The organism is Hydrogenothermus marinus (assembly GCF_003688665.1).
Classification (GTDB): Bacteria; Aquificota; Aquificia; order Aquificales; family Hydrogenothermaceae; genus Hydrogenothermus; species Hydrogenothermus marinus.
Map to the genome: position 1 here is coordinate 1 of NZ_REFO01000002.1, position 16,252 is coordinate 16,252.

At 31.4% G+C, this 16,252-nt stretch carries 14 protein-coding genes and 1 tRNA gene; all 15 read left to right on the plus strand.

The features are described 5' to 3' along the window. The coding region (locus tag CLV39_RS00090) for an EF-Tu C-terminal domain-related protein (protein WP_211325003.1) at positions 1 to 94 on the plus strand (94 nt) is incomplete at its 5' end. Between the two features lie 14 nt (positions 95 to 108). Continuing rightward, complete coding sequence (gene rpmG, locus CLV39_RS00095) at positions 109 to 261, plus strand: 50S ribosomal protein L33 (RefSeq protein ID WP_121922208.1); 153 nt, start codon at positions 109 to 111, stop codon at positions 259 to 261. Positions 262 to 270: 9 nt separating this feature from the next. Next, positions 271 to 344, plus strand: a tRNA-Trp gene (locus CLV39_RS00100). A 14-nt stretch (positions 345 to 358) separates the two neighbouring features. Further along, on the plus strand, positions 359 to 547 hold the full coding sequence (secE, locus tag CLV39_RS00105; RefSeq protein ID WP_121922209.1) for a preprotein translocase subunit SecE: 189 nt from the start codon (positions 359 to 361) through the stop codon (positions 545 to 547). 14 nt (positions 548 to 561) lie between these two features. Next, entirely contained in the window at positions 562 to 1,359 is a 798-nt protein-coding gene (gene nusG / locus CLV39_RS00110) for a transcription termination/antitermination protein NusG (RefSeq protein WP_121922210.1), read from the plus strand. 25 nt (positions 1,360 to 1,384) lie between these two features. Next, positions 1,385 to 1,822 carry a 50S ribosomal protein L11 gene (rplK, locus tag CLV39_RS00115; RefSeq protein WP_121922211.1) on the plus strand — a complete coding sequence of 146 codons (438 nt, stop codon included), beginning with the start codon at positions 1,385 to 1,387 and terminating at the stop codon, positions 1,820 to 1,822. A 3-nt stretch (positions 1,823 to 1,825) separates the two neighbouring features. Then, positions 1,826 to 2,554 (plus strand): 50S ribosomal protein L1, encoded by a 729-nt coding sequence (rplA, locus tag CLV39_RS00120; protein ID WP_121922212.1) that lies wholly within the window; start codon positions 1,826 to 1,828, stop codon positions 2,552 to 2,554. A 20-nt stretch (positions 2,555 to 2,574) separates the two neighbouring features. After that, positions 2,575 to 3,117, plus strand: a complete 543-nt coding sequence (gene rplJ / locus CLV39_RS00125) for a 50S ribosomal protein L10 (protein WP_121922213.1) — start codon at positions 2,575 to 2,577, stop codon at positions 3,115 to 3,117. A gap of 41 nt (positions 3,118 to 3,158) precedes the next feature. Beyond that, positions 3,159 to 3,542, plus strand: coding sequence for a 50S ribosomal protein L7/L12 (gene rplL, locus CLV39_RS00130; RefSeq protein WP_121922214.1), 384 nt, complete (start codon positions 3,159 to 3,161; stop codon positions 3,540 to 3,542). A 116-nt stretch (positions 3,543 to 3,658) separates the two neighbouring features. Then, positions 3,659 to 8,122: a DNA-directed RNA polymerase subunit beta gene (gene rpoB, locus CLV39_RS00135; protein WP_121922215.1), complete on the plus strand. Its 4,464-nt coding sequence runs from the start codon at positions 3,659 to 3,661 to the stop codon at positions 8,120 to 8,122. A 54-nt stretch (positions 8,123 to 8,176) separates the two neighbouring features. Then, on the plus strand, positions 8,177 to 12,985 hold the full coding sequence (gene rpoC / locus CLV39_RS00140) for a DNA-directed RNA polymerase subunit beta' (protein ID WP_121922216.1): 4,809 nt from the start codon (positions 8,177 to 8,179) through the stop codon (positions 12,983 to 12,985). A 159-nt stretch (positions 12,986 to 13,144) separates the two neighbouring features. Continuing rightward, positions 13,145 to 13,528, plus strand: coding sequence for a 30S ribosomal protein S12 (rpsL, locus tag CLV39_RS00145; RefSeq protein WP_121922217.1), 384 nt, complete (start codon positions 13,145 to 13,147; stop codon positions 13,526 to 13,528). 18 nt (positions 13,529 to 13,546) lie between these two features. Continuing rightward, the gene (gene rpsG, locus CLV39_RS00150; protein WP_121922218.1) at positions 13,547 to 14,026 is read left to right on the plus strand and encodes a 30S ribosomal protein S7; all 480 of its coding nucleotides are present in this window, start codon (positions 13,547 to 13,549) and stop codon (positions 14,024 to 14,026) included. Positions 14,027 to 14,051: 25 nt separating this feature from the next. Continuing rightward, positions 14,052 to 16,136, plus strand: a complete 2,085-nt coding sequence (gene fusA / locus CLV39_RS00155) for an elongation factor G (protein WP_121922219.1) — start codon at positions 14,052 to 14,054, stop codon at positions 16,134 to 16,136. 26 nt (positions 16,137 to 16,162) lie between these two features. Continuing rightward, positions 16,163 to 16,252: GTP-binding protein (locus CLV39_RS00160; RefSeq protein WP_211325005.1), on the plus strand; the 90-nt coding region annotated here is incomplete at its 3' end.

Sequence of the window (16,252 nt, forward strand, 5' to 3'; positions counted from 1 at the left end):
GGTGCCAGTAGCAATAGAAGAGCAAATGAGATTTGCTATTAGAGAAGGTGGAAGAACTGTTGGTGCTGGTGTTGTTACTGAAATTATTGAGTAAGGAGAGGTAATTAAATGGCTAGAGAAATAATAACTTTAGTTTGTACAGAATGTAAAAGAAAAAACTATACAACAACTAAAAATAAAAGAAAGCATCCAGATAGATTAGAGCTTAGAAAGTATTGTAGATTTTGTAGAAAGCATACAATCCATAGAGAAGCTAAATAATAGATTATTGGGGCAATAGCTCAATTTGGCAGAGCAGCGGACTCCAAATCCGCAGGTTGGGGGTTCGAGTCCTCCTTGCCCCGTTTAATGGTAAAAAATGGGTATAAATGAAATAATAAAATTTTTAAAAGAAGTTAAAGAAGAATTAAAAAAAGTTACTTGGCCTTCACAGGAACTTGTAAAGAATGCAACTATAGCTGTTATTATCTTTACATTGATAGTTTCTATATATTTATGGATATGGGATATAGTTTTTAGTAGAGTAATAGATTTCCTTTTTAGATGATTTGAGGTGTGAAAATGACAGAAGAGAAAAAAGAAGAAAAAAAAGTAGAAAACAATATAGAAGATAACAAAGAAGAACAAAAAGAAGAAAAGAAATGGTATGCATTATATACTCAATCTAATTTAGAAGTAAGGGCTAAAGAAAACTTATTAAAACAGCTTGAATTAAATAATATGAAGCATCTTGTTGACGAAGTTGTTGTTCCTGCTGAAGAAAAAGTAGTAATAAAAGCTTTAGGAAAAGAAAAATATAAATTATCTTTAAAAGGTGGAAATAGAGAATTAGAAGTAGCAGGGAAAAAAGGAATAACAAAATTTTTAGTAGAAGATGGAAAGGTTAGGGTTTTAGAAAGTGTAGAAGGTGATGAAGCTTGTGTACAGCACAGTCCTATATCTAAGCCTGGCCAAAAAATACAATGTAAAGAAAATAAAACAGAAGCTAGAATTATTTTAGAAAATAAAATTTTCCCTGGTTATCTTTTGATAAAAGCAGAACTTAATGATGATTTAATAGATTTAATAAAGAAAACACCTTATATTATAGGTTTTGTAAGTGCAGGAGGAATGCCTGTTCCTCTTGATGAAAAAGAAGTAAAAAGAGTGTTAGGTCAAATACAAAAAGGCGCTCCTAAAGTTAAAAAACTTTTATATTCTGTTGGAGATAAAGTAAGAGTAATAGAAGGACCATTTATGAATTTTACAGGTGTTGTAGATAAAGTAATACCAGATAAAGAAAAATTAATAGTTTCAATATCAATATTTGGACGTTCCACACCGGTTGAACTTGAGTTCTCCCAGGTGGAAAAGATTTAGTTAAACTCAAGGAGGTGTAATATTTATGGCAAAGAAAGAAGTAGGAAAAATTGAGCTGATGATACCAGCTCAACAAGCATCACCATCACCACCAGTTGGACCAGCACTTGGTCAACATGGTGTAAATATTATGGAATTTGTAAAAGCTTTTAATGCAGCTACTGCTGAATTAAAGCCAGGTACAATTGTTCCAGTTGTTATCACTGTTTATAATGACAGATCTTTCACATTTATTCTAAAAACACCACCAGCATCATATCTTTTAAAAGAAGCTGCAAAAATAAAGAAAGGTGCAGGAGATCCTAAAAGAGAAAAAGTAGGTAAAGTTACAAAACAACAGATAAGAGAGATAGCAGAACTTAAATTAAAAGATATGAATACAGAAGATATTGAAGCAGCTATGAAATCTATTGCAGGTACAGCTCGTTCTATGGGAATAGAAGTTGAAGGTATGGAGGCATAAAAGATGGCAAAAAGAGGAAAAAAATACTTAAATGCTTTAAAAGTTATTGATAAAGAAAAAACTTATTCTTTAGAAGAAGCTATTAAAAAGGTAAAAGAAATTGCAGATATAACAAAAAGAAATTTTGATCAAACTGTAGAATTTGTTTTTAGATTAGGTGTTGATCCTAAATATGCAGATCAGATGGTTAGAGGTTCTGTTGTCCTTCCACATGGACTTGGTAAAGAACAAAAAGTATTAGTAATTACTCAAGGTGAAAAAGTAAAAGAAGCTGAAGAAGCTGGAGCAGATTATGTTGGTGGAGAAGATTTAATAAATAAAATATTAAATGAAAACTGGATAGATTTTGATGTTGTTATAGCTACTCCTGATATGATGCCTAAGGTTGCTAAACTTGGTAGAATACTTGGTCCAAGAGGATTAATGCCAAATCCAAAAGTTGGTACAGTAACAACAGATGTTAAGAAAGCAGTATCAGAAGCTAAAAAAGGTAGAGTAGAATTTAAAGTTGATAAAAATGGAAATCTTCATATTCCGATAGGTAAAGTTTCATTTGATAATGAAAAACTTTATGAAAATGCTCTTGCTGTTTATGATGCAGTTTTAAAAGCTAAACCTTCTGGATTAAAAGGACAGTATGTAAGAAATGCAGTAGTTAAAGCTACAATGGATCCTTCTGTTAAAGTAGATGTATTAAATCTACAGAAGGAATTTGAAGCTAAAGCTGCTTAAAATTTAGTGGAGGAAAAGAAATGACAACAGAAGTTAGAAAAGCTATACAGAAAAAGCAACAGATTGTTGATGAAATACAGGATAAGATAAATAGAGCAAAACTTATGGTTGTTTTTGATTTTACAGGAATTGATGCAAACTCAATGGCAGATTTTAGAAAATACATAAAAAGAAAAGATGCAGAAGTAAAAGTTATAAAAAATACAATTTTATATAGGGCTTGCACAGGAACACCTCTTTATGATAAAATAGATATTTTCAAAGGACCATCTGCTGTAATATTTGCATATGAAGATATTGTTGAAGCTGCAAAAACTTTAAAAGAGTTTATAAAAGATAAAGAAACTGCAAAAGTTAAAGCAGGATTATTGACAGGTGAATATGTTACTCCTGAAGAAATTGAAAGACTTGCATCATTGCCTAGCAGAGAAGAATTACTTGCACAACTTTTTGCTACAATGATGGCACCTATAACTAACTTTGTAAGAACTTTAAATGCAGTGCCACAAAAAGCTGTAATGGTACTTAATGCTATAAAAGAAAAGAAAGAAAAGGAAGAATAAATTTCTAATTTAAAGAAAAAATTTTAGGAGGTTTTTATAAGATGGCAACAATTTCAAAAGAAGAAATTAAAGAAGCAATTAAAAACATGACTGTTCTTGAGCTTGCTGAGCTTGTTAAAGAATTAGAAGAAGAGTTTGGTGTATCTGCAGCAGCTATGGTTGCAGCAGCTCCTGCAGCTGGTGGTGCAGCTGGTGGTGCAGCAGCAGAAGAAAAAACAGAGTTTGATGTAATTCTCCAAAGCCCAGGAGATAAGAAAATAAATGTTATTAAAGTAGTTAGAGAAATCACTGGACTTGGATTAAAAGATGCTAAAGCATTAGTTGATAGTGCTCCAAAACCAATAAAAGAGGGAGTTTCTAAAGAAGAAGCAGAACAAATAAAAGCTAAACTTGAAGAAGCTGGTGCAACAGTCGAAATTAAATAATATTGCTTTCATTTTTATAGAATTTAGTCTTTAAATAAAAGGCAGGCTTTCCTTAACGGGTTAGTCTGCCTTTTTGTATTTCAATATAAAATAAATTTCATTAAGGTGGTGCAAATATGAAAAAAATAAGAAATATAAATTACAACCCCCTCAGAAAATCATTAAAAAGAAGAAAAGAAATAGTATCACCTCCTGATTTACTACATATTCCAAAACAATCTTTTGAAGATTTTGTCCAGTTTAATAAAAATCCTTATGAAAGGGAAGACAAAGGTTTAGAAAATATATTCAGAAATACATTTCCTTTTGTAGATCCAAATGGCCAAGTAGAAATAAGATATATAGCATATGAAATTGGAGATTGGGAATGTGGTAAATGTGAAAAGCCACTTCCTACAGATGTTGTAGGTGGGCCTGGTGTTGAATGTCCTCATTGTGGAGGAGTTTTAATATATAAAGAAAAACATTCTGTAGAAGAATGTAAATATAAAGGATTAACTTATTCAGCACCTTTAAGAGTTTTACTTGAACTTGTAGTAAACCAAGTTAATCCAGAAACTGGAGAGATTATTCCTAAGTTTACAAAAAAAGAAAAAGTATATTTTGGAGATGTTCCACTTCTAACGGAATTTGCAAACTTTATTGTAAATGGTAGTGAAAGAATTATTGTTTCTCAGTTAATAAGATCATCAGGAATATTATTTGAAGGAAAAGAAGATAAAACAAAAGATGTTTTAACAAGAATTATATATAAAGGTTCTATCATACCAGAAAAAGGTTCAAGACTAGAATTTGAATATGCAACTAATGTGGAAATTTTCAATGCAAAATTAGATAGAAGAAAAGTTTTAGGAACTACAATACTTAGAGCATTTGGTTTAGACACTGCATATAAAATTTTAAAAGCGTTTTATGGAGATAATATACAAAGATATAAGGTTAGGGATGGAAAACTCATAGATCCAAAGACAGAGTTAGAAGTATCTACAGAAGAAGTTTCTAATGATGAAATATTTGCAACCTTTATTACTGAAGAGGAAGATGAAAGAGGAAAAAAAGTAAAAGTTAGAGCTGAAACATTTGTAGAACCAGAAAATTTAGATAAATTTTTATTAGATGATAGGATTGAAATAGAAGAAGTAATTGCTATAGACCCTATCATATTTAGAAAATCACCTTATGGAAATATTATTGTTGAGACATTAAAAAAAGATCAACCTAAAATAAATAAAGATTTCACTTTCCAAGATGCTGCAAGAGTTGAAATTTATAGAAAAATGAGACCTACTGATACTGCAGTAATGGATCCAAAAGCTTTCTTAAGAAGAGCAAATGAATTATTTGAAACTATATTCTATGATAGCCAAAGATATGATTTATCAAGGGTTGGTAGAGTTAAAATAAATGCAAAAGTTCATAATATACCAAAAGTAATAAAACCTTTAGATTTAGATACCTTATTAGAAAAATATCCACCTTTAGCATTAGCTGAAGATATAAAGGTAGGAAATGAAACATTAAAATCTGGGACTAAAATTGATGCAGAAATAGTTGAAAAACTAAAATCTATTAAATTTAAAGAAATAAAAGTTGAAGCTTACTTAGATGAAGAAGCTAGATTTATACTTCTTCCAGATATTGTAAATATTGTTAAGTACTTACTTGAACTTAGACTTGGTAAAAAAGAGTTAGATGATATAGCACATCTTGGAAACAGAAGAGTTAGACCAGTAGGAGAACTTTTAGAAAACCAAGCAAGAATTGGTCTTGCTAGAATGAATAAAGCATTTAAAGATAGAATTGCAACTATTGATTTAGAAGACCCTTCTATAAAACCAGGAAATTTCATAAATCCAAGATATTTAACAGGATCTATTTTAGAGTTTTTAAAAACAGGTCAGCTTTCTCAATTTATGGATCAAGCAAATCCATTGGCAGAGTTAACTCATAAAAGAAGATTGTCAGCACTTGGACCAGGAGGTTTAACAAGAGATAGTGCAAAATTTGAGATAAGGGACGTTCATCCTACCCATTATGGAAGAATATGTCCAATTGAAACACCTGAAGGCCAAAATATTGGTCTTGTTTCTTCAACTACAGTTTATGCAAGTTTAAATGAGTTTGGATTTTTAGTAACACCTTATAGAAAAGTAAAAGATGGTAAAGTTACCAATGAAATAGAATATTTAGCAGCTTATGATGAAGAAAAATATGTAATAGCTCAAGCAAATGCACCTATTGATGAAAATGGAAACTTTTTAAGAGATAGAGTTTTAGCGAGAGCAAAAGGAGATATAAGACTTGTAAGGCCAGAAGAAGTTGATTATATGGATGTATCTCCAAAACAAGTAGTTTCTGTTTCTTCTTCTTTAATTCCATTCTTAGAGCATGACGATGCAAACAGGGCATTAATGGGATCAAACATGCAACGTCAAGCAGTGCCATTATTAAAAACAGAATATCCTCTTGCAGGAACAGGAATTGAAAGGATTGTAGCTAAAAATTCTGGTTCTGTTGTTGTAGCAAAAAGAGGTGGCGTTGTAGAGTATGTTTCTGGAGATAAGATTGTTATTAAAGTTAATCAAGATGAAATAAATGAAAATGATCCTTTAGATATTGGAATGGATATATATAAACTTAAAAAATTTAGAGGTTCAAACCAAGCAACATGTATAAATCAAAGACCTTTAGTTAGAAAAGGTGATATTGTTGAAAAAGGAGCAATAATAGCAGATGGAACATCTACATACAAAGGAGAGCTTGCTCTTGGTAAAAATGTATTAGTTGCATTTATGCCATGGAGAGGATATAACTTTGAGGATGCTATTGTAATATCTGAAAGGCTTGTAAAAGATGATGTATTTACATCTATTCATATAGAAGAATTTGAAGTTGAAGCAAGAGAAACAAAACTTGGTTCTGAAGAAATAACAAGGAATATTCCTGGTGTTTCAGAAAGGGCTTTGGCTAACTTGGATGAGCATGGAATTGTTAGAATAGGAGCTTATGTAAAACCTGGAGATATTCTTGTTGGAAAAGTAACTCCAAAAGGAGAAACACAGCCAACTCCAGAAGAAAAATTATTACTTGCTATTTTTGGAGAAAAAGCATCTGATGTTAAAGATACTTCTTTAAGAGTTCCTACTGGAGTAGAAGGTATAGTTGTAGATGTCCAAGTATTTGCAAGAAAGAAAGGTAATAAGAAAAATGCATATTTAGAAAAATTGTTAAATGAAGAGATTGAAAAATTAGAAAAAGAGCTAGAAGATAAAAAAGATTTCATCCAAAATAGAAGAGATAGTCAGCTAAAAGAAGTTATTATAGGTAGCAAAGTTTCTAAAGATGTTAAGATAGCAGGAAAAACTATTCTAAAAGCTGGAAAAGAAATAACAGAAGAAAATTTTGATTCTGTTGTGAAATTTATAGCTGTTAATCCTGCAGGATTCTTAAAAGATAAAGAAGTTACTGAGAAGGCAAAAGAGATTATTGATAAAGCTAAACTTCAAATACAGTTATGGGAGAAAATATATAGTTCTAAGATAAAAGAAGTAGAAAAAGGAGCTGATTTAAAACCTGGAGTTAATGAACTTGTAAAAGTTTATATAGCCCAAAAGAGAAAGATTCAAGTTGGTGATAAAATGGCTGGTAGACACGGGAATAAAGGGGTTATTTCTGTTGTACTACCTGTAGAAGATATGCCATTTACTGAAGATGGAACTCCTGTAGATATAGTTCTTAACCCGCTTGGTGTTCCTTCTCGTATGAATGTTGGACAAATACTTGAAACTCACCTTGGCTTGGCCGCTAAAAAACTTGGTGAAAAATTAGGTGAAGAAATTAAAAAGTTAAATAGTAAAGATGAAATTATTAAGAAGATTATTGAATATTACAAAATAGCAAATGATACTCAAGATGAATTAATTAAGAAATTAAGAGATGAAGATGTAAAACTTCTTGAAGAATATCTTAAAGAGTTAGATGAAGAATCTTTAAATGATATTTTAAAAGATTTAATAAATATAGGAATTCCTATTTCTACCCCTGTTTTTGAAGGTGCTACAGAATCAGATATTAAAGAATTACTTAGAAAAGCTGGACTTAAAGAAACAGGAAAAACAACTCTCATAGATGGTAGAACTGGTGAAAAATTTGATATGGAAGTAAATGCAGGATATATGTATATGCTTAAATTAATACATATGGTAGATGATAAAATTCATGCCCGCTCTACTGGACCTTACTCTCTTATCACACAACAGCCACTTGGTGGTAGAGCACAATTTGGTGGACAAAGACTTGGAGAAATGGAAGTTTGGGCACTTGAAGCACATGGTGCAGCATATACATTACAAGAAATGCTAACAGTGAAATCTGATGATATAGAAGGTAGAAAAAGAGTATATGAATCTATTGTAAAAGGAAAATATTATTATGATGTAGGAATACCTGAATCATTTAAAGTACTTGTTAGAGAACTTAAAGCATTAGCTCTTGATGTTAACTGTAAAATGGAAGATGGAGAAACAAAACCTTGTGATCAGGTTGATATAGTATCAAAGAACAAAAAATTTGAGATTTAAACCTAAAAAGGGGATTTTTCCCCTTTTTAACATTATTTTTAGGAGGTTTTTACCTTGATAGACAAAAATAAAGCTAAAGGACTCATACCTTTTGAAGGCATAAAATTAGGTCTTGCATCTCCAGAAGTAATTAGAAAATGGTCTCATGGAGAAGTTAAAAAACCGGAAACTTTAAATTATAGAACTTTAAAACCTGAAAAAGATGGATTATTTTGTGCAAAGATATTTGGTCCTGTAAAAGATTATGAATGTCTTTGTGGTAAATATAAAAAGAAAAAATATGAAGGAACAGTTTGTGATAGATGTGGTGTTGAGGTTACAAGATCAGATGTAAGAAGAGAAAGATTTGGACATATAGAACTTGCTTCACCAGTAGCTCATATATGGTATTTAAAATCAACACCTTCTAAACTTGGAAATCTTTTAGGTCTTACATCAAGAGATATAGAAAGGGTTATATATTTTGAATCATATTTAATAATTGAACATCCAGAAACAGAAGAAGAAGAGGAAGAGTTTGAAAAGAATCCATCAACAATTCCATTCTTAGATGGCGGTCTTACAAAATGGGTAAAAATATATGTTAAATCAGAAGAAGAATTTAGAGAGTCATATGATTATGAAAATTCAGAAAGATTTGAATATGGAATGGGAGCAGAGAAAGTTAAAGACGTTCTTTCAAGATTAGACTTAGAAGCATATGCTTTTAAACTCAAAAAAGAATTAAAAACTTATGCAATTGGTTTTGATGAATTAGATATAAATTTCAAAGAAAAACAAGATAAACTTTATAAAAAAGTTATAGCTGAGATTGCAAGAAGATTATCAGACTTTGGAATTCAGTTTGGAGATATTCTTCCAACAGATAAAGAGATAGATGCTTTAATATCTAAAGATTATTATCTAATAGTTGATCCAAAAGATACTCCTTTACTCGTAGGAAAATTAGTTCATCAAAAAGAATTAGAAGAACTTATCCAAGAATATGGTGAAGATTCTTTTGTTTATGAAACAGGTGTAAAAGCTATTGAAGAACTTTATAAAAAGTACAAAGAAAAGAACAAAGATATACCTGCATTTAGTGTAATTAAAGACAGTGTAAGACAAACAATACTTAAGGAAGTTGCTGAGCAAAAACTTAAAAAATTAATCAGAAAGTTAAGATTAATTGAAGGATTTATGAAATCAGGAAACAAACCAGAATGGATGATATTAGATGTAATTCCTGTAATTCCTCCTGATCTAAGACCATTAATACCTCTTGATGGAGGAAGATTTGCAACTTCTGATTTAAATGATTTATATAGAAGAGTAATAAATAGAAATAACAGATTAAAAAGATTAATAGAACTTGACGCTCCTGAAATTATTATTAGAAATGAAAAAAGAATGCTTCAAGAAGCAGTAGATGCTCTTATTGATAATGGTAGAAGAGGAAGAATTGTTACTCAAAATAATAGACCTTTAAAATCTTTATCAGACTCTTTAAGAGGAAAACAAGGAAGATTTAGACAAAACCTTCTTGGTAAAAGGGTTGATTATTCAGGTCGTTCTGTAATTGTTGTAGGACCAGATCTTGAAATGCATCAATGTGGTCTTCCAAAGCAGATGGCATTAGAACTATTTAAACCATTTGTATATAGAAGACTTGAAGAAAAAGGATATGCAACTTCTATAAAAAATGCAAAAAGAATGGTAGAAGAAAAAGCTCCAGAAGTATGGGAATGTCTTGAAGAAGTTGTAAAACAACATCCAGTTTTACTAAACAGGGCACCTACACTTCATAGAATGTCTATTCAAGCTTTTGAGCCTGTTTTAGTAGAAGGTAAAGCTATAAAACTACACCCTCTTGTTTGCCCACCATTTAACGCAGACTTTGATGGTGATCAAATGGCTGTGCATGTACCTTTATCAGTAGAAGCACAGCTTGAATCTTACATATTAATGCTTTCTACTCAGAATGTTCTTTCTCCAGCCCATGGAAAACCTATTACTATGCCTTCTCAAGATATGATTCTTGGTGCTTATTATATGACTCAAGTTATTGAAGGAGCAAAAGGAGAAGGAAAATTATTTGCAAATGTAGATGAGGCATTACTTGCTTATGAACTTGGAAAAGTAGATCTCCTTGCAAAAATAAAAATTAGAAACAAAAAGAAAGATGGAAAACCAATAGATCCAAAAGCAGGTAAATTTTTAGAAACAACTATTGGAAGATTGAAATTTAACTCAATCCTTCCAGAAGGGTTTAGATTTGTAAATGAACCATTAGATAAGAAAAAGGTAGCTAAACTTATATCTGAAGTTTATGATCAGTTTGGTAATGAAATAACAGTTCAGACATTAGATAAACTTAAAAAGCTTGGATTTGAACAATCAACTAAAGCAGGTATTTCTATTGCTATAAATGATCTTGTTGTTCCTACTGATAAATGGGAAATAGTTCAAAAAGCTGAAGAAGAAGCAGAAAAAGTATGGCAACAATATGTAGATGGAATAATAACAAAAGGTGAAAGACATAATAAAGTAATTGATATATGGTCTCAAACAACTAATAAAGTTACAAAATTAATGTTTGAAGAACTTGAAAAAGCAGAAAGAGTTGAAAATGGAAAAAGATATCCAGGTATATTTAATCCAATCTATATGATGGCACTTTCTGGAGCTAGAGGTAATAAGGATCAGATAAGACAGCTTGCTGGTATGCGTGGTCTTATGGCAAAACACTCAGGTGAATTTATTGAAACACCTATCCGTTCAAACTTTAGAGAAGGATTAACAGTTATAGAGTATTTCATATCAACATATGGAGCTAGAAAAGGTCTTGCAGATACTGCATTAAAAACAGCAGTGGCAGGATATTTAACAAGAAGATTAGTTGACGTTGCACAAGATGTAATAATTACAAATGAAGATTGTGGAACTTTAAAAGGTATAACAGTATCTTCAATAATAGAAGGGGGAGAAATAATTGTTCCATTAAAAGATAGAATAATAGGAAGATATGCAGCAGAAGACATAGTTGATCCTTATACAAATGAAATAATTGTAAAAAGAGATGAAGAGATAACAGAAGAAAAAGCTCAAGAAATTGAAAATGCAGGAATTGAAGAAGTTAAAATTAGATCTGCTTTAACTTGTGAAATGAAAAGAGGAATATGTGCTAAATGTTATGGAAGAGACTTTTCTCAAAGAAAACTTGTTGATATTGGAGAAGCAGTAGGTATTATAGGTGCTCAATCAATTGGGGAACCAGGTACACAGCTTACAATGAGAACTTTCCATATAGGTGGTGCTGCTACAGCTCAAGCAACACAAACAAAACATGTTGCTCAACAAGAAGGTTTTGTTAAATTATTAAATGTAAAAACAGTTCAAAATAAAGAAGGAAAAGAACTTATTATTAATAGAGATGGTATTATAAAAATTGTAGATGAAGAAGGAAAAATATTAGAAAGATACCCAGCACCTTATGGAGCTGAACTTAAAATTAAAGATGGACAAAAAGTAAAACCAGGAGATGTTTTAGTAGAATGGGATCCATTCTCTATACCTATTATCGCAGAAAAAGCCGGTAAACTTGAACTTAGAGATATAATACTTGATGTTACAATTAAAGAGGAAAGAGATAGTATTACAGGAAAAACTAACCTTGAAATTAGCTTTATGAGACCTAAGGATGCAGTTCTTCACACACCTAGAATGGTAATAAAAGGTGAAGATGGAAAAGAGTACATCTACGACTTACCAGTTAATACATTATTATTAATACCAAGAGATAAAATAAAATCAAAATGGGATAAATGTCTTGCTTGTTCTGAAGATGAGCATGCTGATGTGTACCATAATTATTTGGAAACTGTAGAAGATTTTAAAGTAAATGAAGGTGATACAATAGCAAAAATACCAAGAGAAAAAGCAAAAGTTAGAGATATTGTTGGTGGTCTTCCAAGAGTTGAAGAACTTCTTGAAGCAAGAGAACCTAAAAATAAAGCAGTAGTTTCAGAAATAGATGGAATAGTAAGACTATTTGAAGATGCTGATGAAGTTATCCTATATAATCCTATAAAAGGGGAATCAAGAACATATAAAATCCCAGAAAACTCTTTAATTATGGTTAAAAACGGACAACATGTTCAAGAAGGTCAAAAAATTACAGATGATGGAACTATTATTGCTGAGTTTGAAGGAATAATAAGACTAAAATCAAAAGGTACAAAAGTTGTTGTATTTAATAAAGATACAGGATTACAAAAAGAATACTTCATACCTAAAGGTAAATTCATCATCGTAAAAGATGGAGAACAAGTTAAAGCAGGAGATCCTCTTACAGATGGTACACCTAATCCACATGATATTCTTAAAATTAATGGGCCTGAAGAATTAGCACAATTCTTACTTAAAGAAGTTCAAATGGTTTATAGATTACAAGGGGTTGATATTAACGATAAACATTTTGAAGTGATTATAAGACAGATTTTGAGAAAAGTTAAAATAGTAGATCCTGGAGATAGTAAATTCTTATTAAATGAGATTATTGACAAAGTTGATCTTGAAGAGGAAGTACAAAGAATTCTTGAAGAAGGAGGAAAACCACCAAAAGCTGAACCTGTGCTTGTTGGTATAACTAAAGCATCATTATCTACAAAAAGCTGGATATCTGCAGCATCTTTCCAAGAAACAACAAGAGTCCTTGCAGATGCTGCAATAGAAGGAAAAGAAGATCATCTTGAAGGACTTAAAGAAAATGTTATTATTGGTAATATTGTACCTGCAGGAACAGGAATTAAAGAATACTCAAAAGTAGATGCAATATTAGTAGATGAACTTACAAAAATAAAAAAAGAATCTGAGGAAGAATAATATATTAAAGAGGGATTTTTCCCTCTTTGTATTAATATGTTAATATATTAATAGTATTTAGATTAAACTTTCAAATAAGTAAGTTTGGCAAATATTGATTTTTTTTTATGTTTGCATTATAATTTTTGTTTGTCTTTATATTTTAAAGGAGGATATACTGTGCCAACAATAAACCAGTTAGTTAGGAAAGGAAGAGAAAAGGTAACTAAAAAATCTAAAGCACCTGCATTAGAAGGAAATCCTCAAAAAAGAGGAGTTTGTGTAAGAGTATATACTACTACCCCTAAGAAGCCAAACTCTGCATTAAGGAAAGTTGCAAGGGTAAGACTTTCAAATGGTTATGAAGTTACATGTTATATTCCAGGTGAAGGACATAACCTTCAAGAGCACTCAATAGTTTTAGTTAGAGGTGGAAGGGTTAAGGACTTGCCTGGGGTTAGATATAAAATTATTCGTGGTGCCCTTGATGCTGCAGGTGTTAAAGATAGAAGACAATCTCGTTCTAAATATGGAACAAAAAAACCAAAAGAAGCTAAGAAATAATTAAGGAGAGGTTAAAAAATGCCAAGAAAAGGTCCTGTAAAACCAAGAGAAATAATGCCAGATCCAGTTTATAACGATGTTTTAGTGCATAAATTAATAAATAAAGTAATGCTTGATGGAAAAAAATCTAAAGCAGAAAAAATAGTATATACTGCAATGCAAATTTTAGCAGAAAAAACAGGAGAACCACCTTTAGAAGCTTTACATAAAGCTATAGAAAATTTAAAACCTGTAATGGAAGTAAGACCAAGAAGAGTTGGTGGTTCAACATATCAAGTTCCAATGGAAGTACCACCAAGAAGACAAGAGTCATTAGCATTAAGATGGCTTGTAGAAGCAGCAAGAAGTAGAAGTGGAAAAGGCAACTATACAATGATTGAAAAGTTAGCTAATGAACTTTTTGATGCTTACAATGAAAGAGGTGGCGCATTTAAGAAGAAAGAAGATACTCATAGAATGGCTGAAGCAAATAAAGCTTTTGCACATTACAGATGGTAATTAAAATATTGGAGGAATAAATAAGATGGCAAGGCAAGTGCCTATTGAAAAAATAAGAAATATAGGAATAGTTGCTCATATTGATGCAGGGAAAACAACAACTACAGAAAGAATCCTTTTTTATACAGGTAAAACTTATAAAATAGGTGAAGTTCATGAAGGCGCAGCTACTATGGACTGGATGGAACAGGAAAAAGAAAGAGGTATTACAATAACATCTGCAACTACAGCAGCATACTGGAAAGGATATCAATTAAATATTATTGATACACCAGGGCACGTTGATTTTGGAGTTGAAGTTGTTCGTTCAATGAAAGCTCTTGATGGTATTGTTTTTGTATTTTCTTCTGTTGAAGCAGTACAACCTCAGTCAGAAGCAAACTGGAGATGGGCAGATAAATTTGGTGTTCCTAGAATAGCTTTTGTTAATAAAATGGATAGAACTGGAGCAGATTTCTTTAAAGTTTATGAAGATATAATTGAAAAATTAGGTGCAAAACCAGTACCTATACAGATACCAATAGGAGCAGAAGATAATTTTAAAGGTGTTGTAGATCTTTTTGAAATGAAAGCTTATATCTGGGAAGGAGATGAACTTGGAGCAAAATACAATATAACTGATATACCTGAAGAATTAAAAGATCAAGCAGAAGAATGGCGTGAAAAATTAGTAGAAGCTATTGTAGAAACAGATGAAGAGTTAATGGAGAAATATTTAGAAGGAGAAGAAATCTCTTCTGATGAGCTTAAAAAAGCTTTAAGAAAAGCAACTATTGAAAGAACTTTAGTTCCAATGCTTTGTGGTTCTGCATTCAAAAATAAAGGTGTACAACCACTGCTTGATGCAGTAATAGACTTTTTACCATCCCCAGTTGATGTTCCACCTGTTAAAGGGATTAATCCAAATACTGGAGAAGAAGAAGTTAGACATGCTTCTGATGATGAACCTTTCTGTGCTTTAGCATTTAAAGTTATGGCTGATCCATATGCAGGACAGCTTACATACTTTAGAGTATATTCAGGAGTAGTAAGAGCAGGAGATACTGTATTAATTGCAAATAAAAATAAAAAAGTTAGAGTTGGTAGAATTCTTAGAATGCATGCAAATCAAAGGGAAGAAATAACTGAAGTTTATGCTGGAGATATAGCAGCTGCTGTTGGTCTTGATACTACAACAGGTGATACACTTTCAGATCCACAACACCCAATAATACTTGAATCTATGGAATTCCCAGAGCCTGTTATTGCTATGGCTATTGAACCAAAAACAAAATCAGATCAAGAAAAATTATCTCAAGTTTTAAATAAATTTATGAAAGAGGACCCTACATTTAAAGTTTCAGTTGATCCTGAAACTAATCAAACCTTAATTCATGGAATGGGTGAGCTTCACCTTGAAATTATGGTAGATAGAATGAAAAGAGAATATAACATAGATGTTAATGTAGGTAAGCCTCAAGTTGCTTACAAAGAAACTATTACTAAACCAGCTAAAGGTGAAGGTAAATTTATTAGACAGTCTGGTGGTAGAGGACAATATGGTCATGCAATTATAGAAATTGAACCATTAAAAGAAAAAGAATATGAGTTTGAAGATAAAATTGTTGGTGGAGTAATTCCAAAAGAATTTATTCCTGCTGTTGATGAAGGTATAAGAGAAGCAATGAAAAATGGTATAGTTGCAGGATACCCAGTAATAGGTGTTAAAGCAACACTCATTGATGGTTCTTATCATGAAGTTGACTCTTCTGAAATAGCATTTAAAATTGCAGGTTCTATGGCATTTAGAGATGCAGCTAAAAAAGCAAATCCAGTATTACTTGAACCTATTATGCTTGTTGAAGTAGATACACCTGAAGAGTATATGGGAGATGTAATGGGTGATCTTTCTAAAAGAAGAGGAAAAATCCTCGGTACAGAAAAAAAAGGACCTACTGTTACAATTAGAGCCGAGGTACCTCTTGCAGAAATGTTTGGATATGCAACAGATTTAAGATCAATTACTCAAGGTAGAGCTACATTCTCAATGGTATTTGAAAAATATGAAGAAGTACCTAAGAATATTGCTGAAGAAATTGCAGGCCAAAGAGCAAAAGCAGAATCTCAATAAAATAAAACAGGAGGTAAATTTATAAAATGGCTAAGGAAAAATTTGTCAGAGAAAAAGAGCACGTAAACGTAGGTACAATAGGACACGTAGACCACGGGAAAACAACATTAACAGCA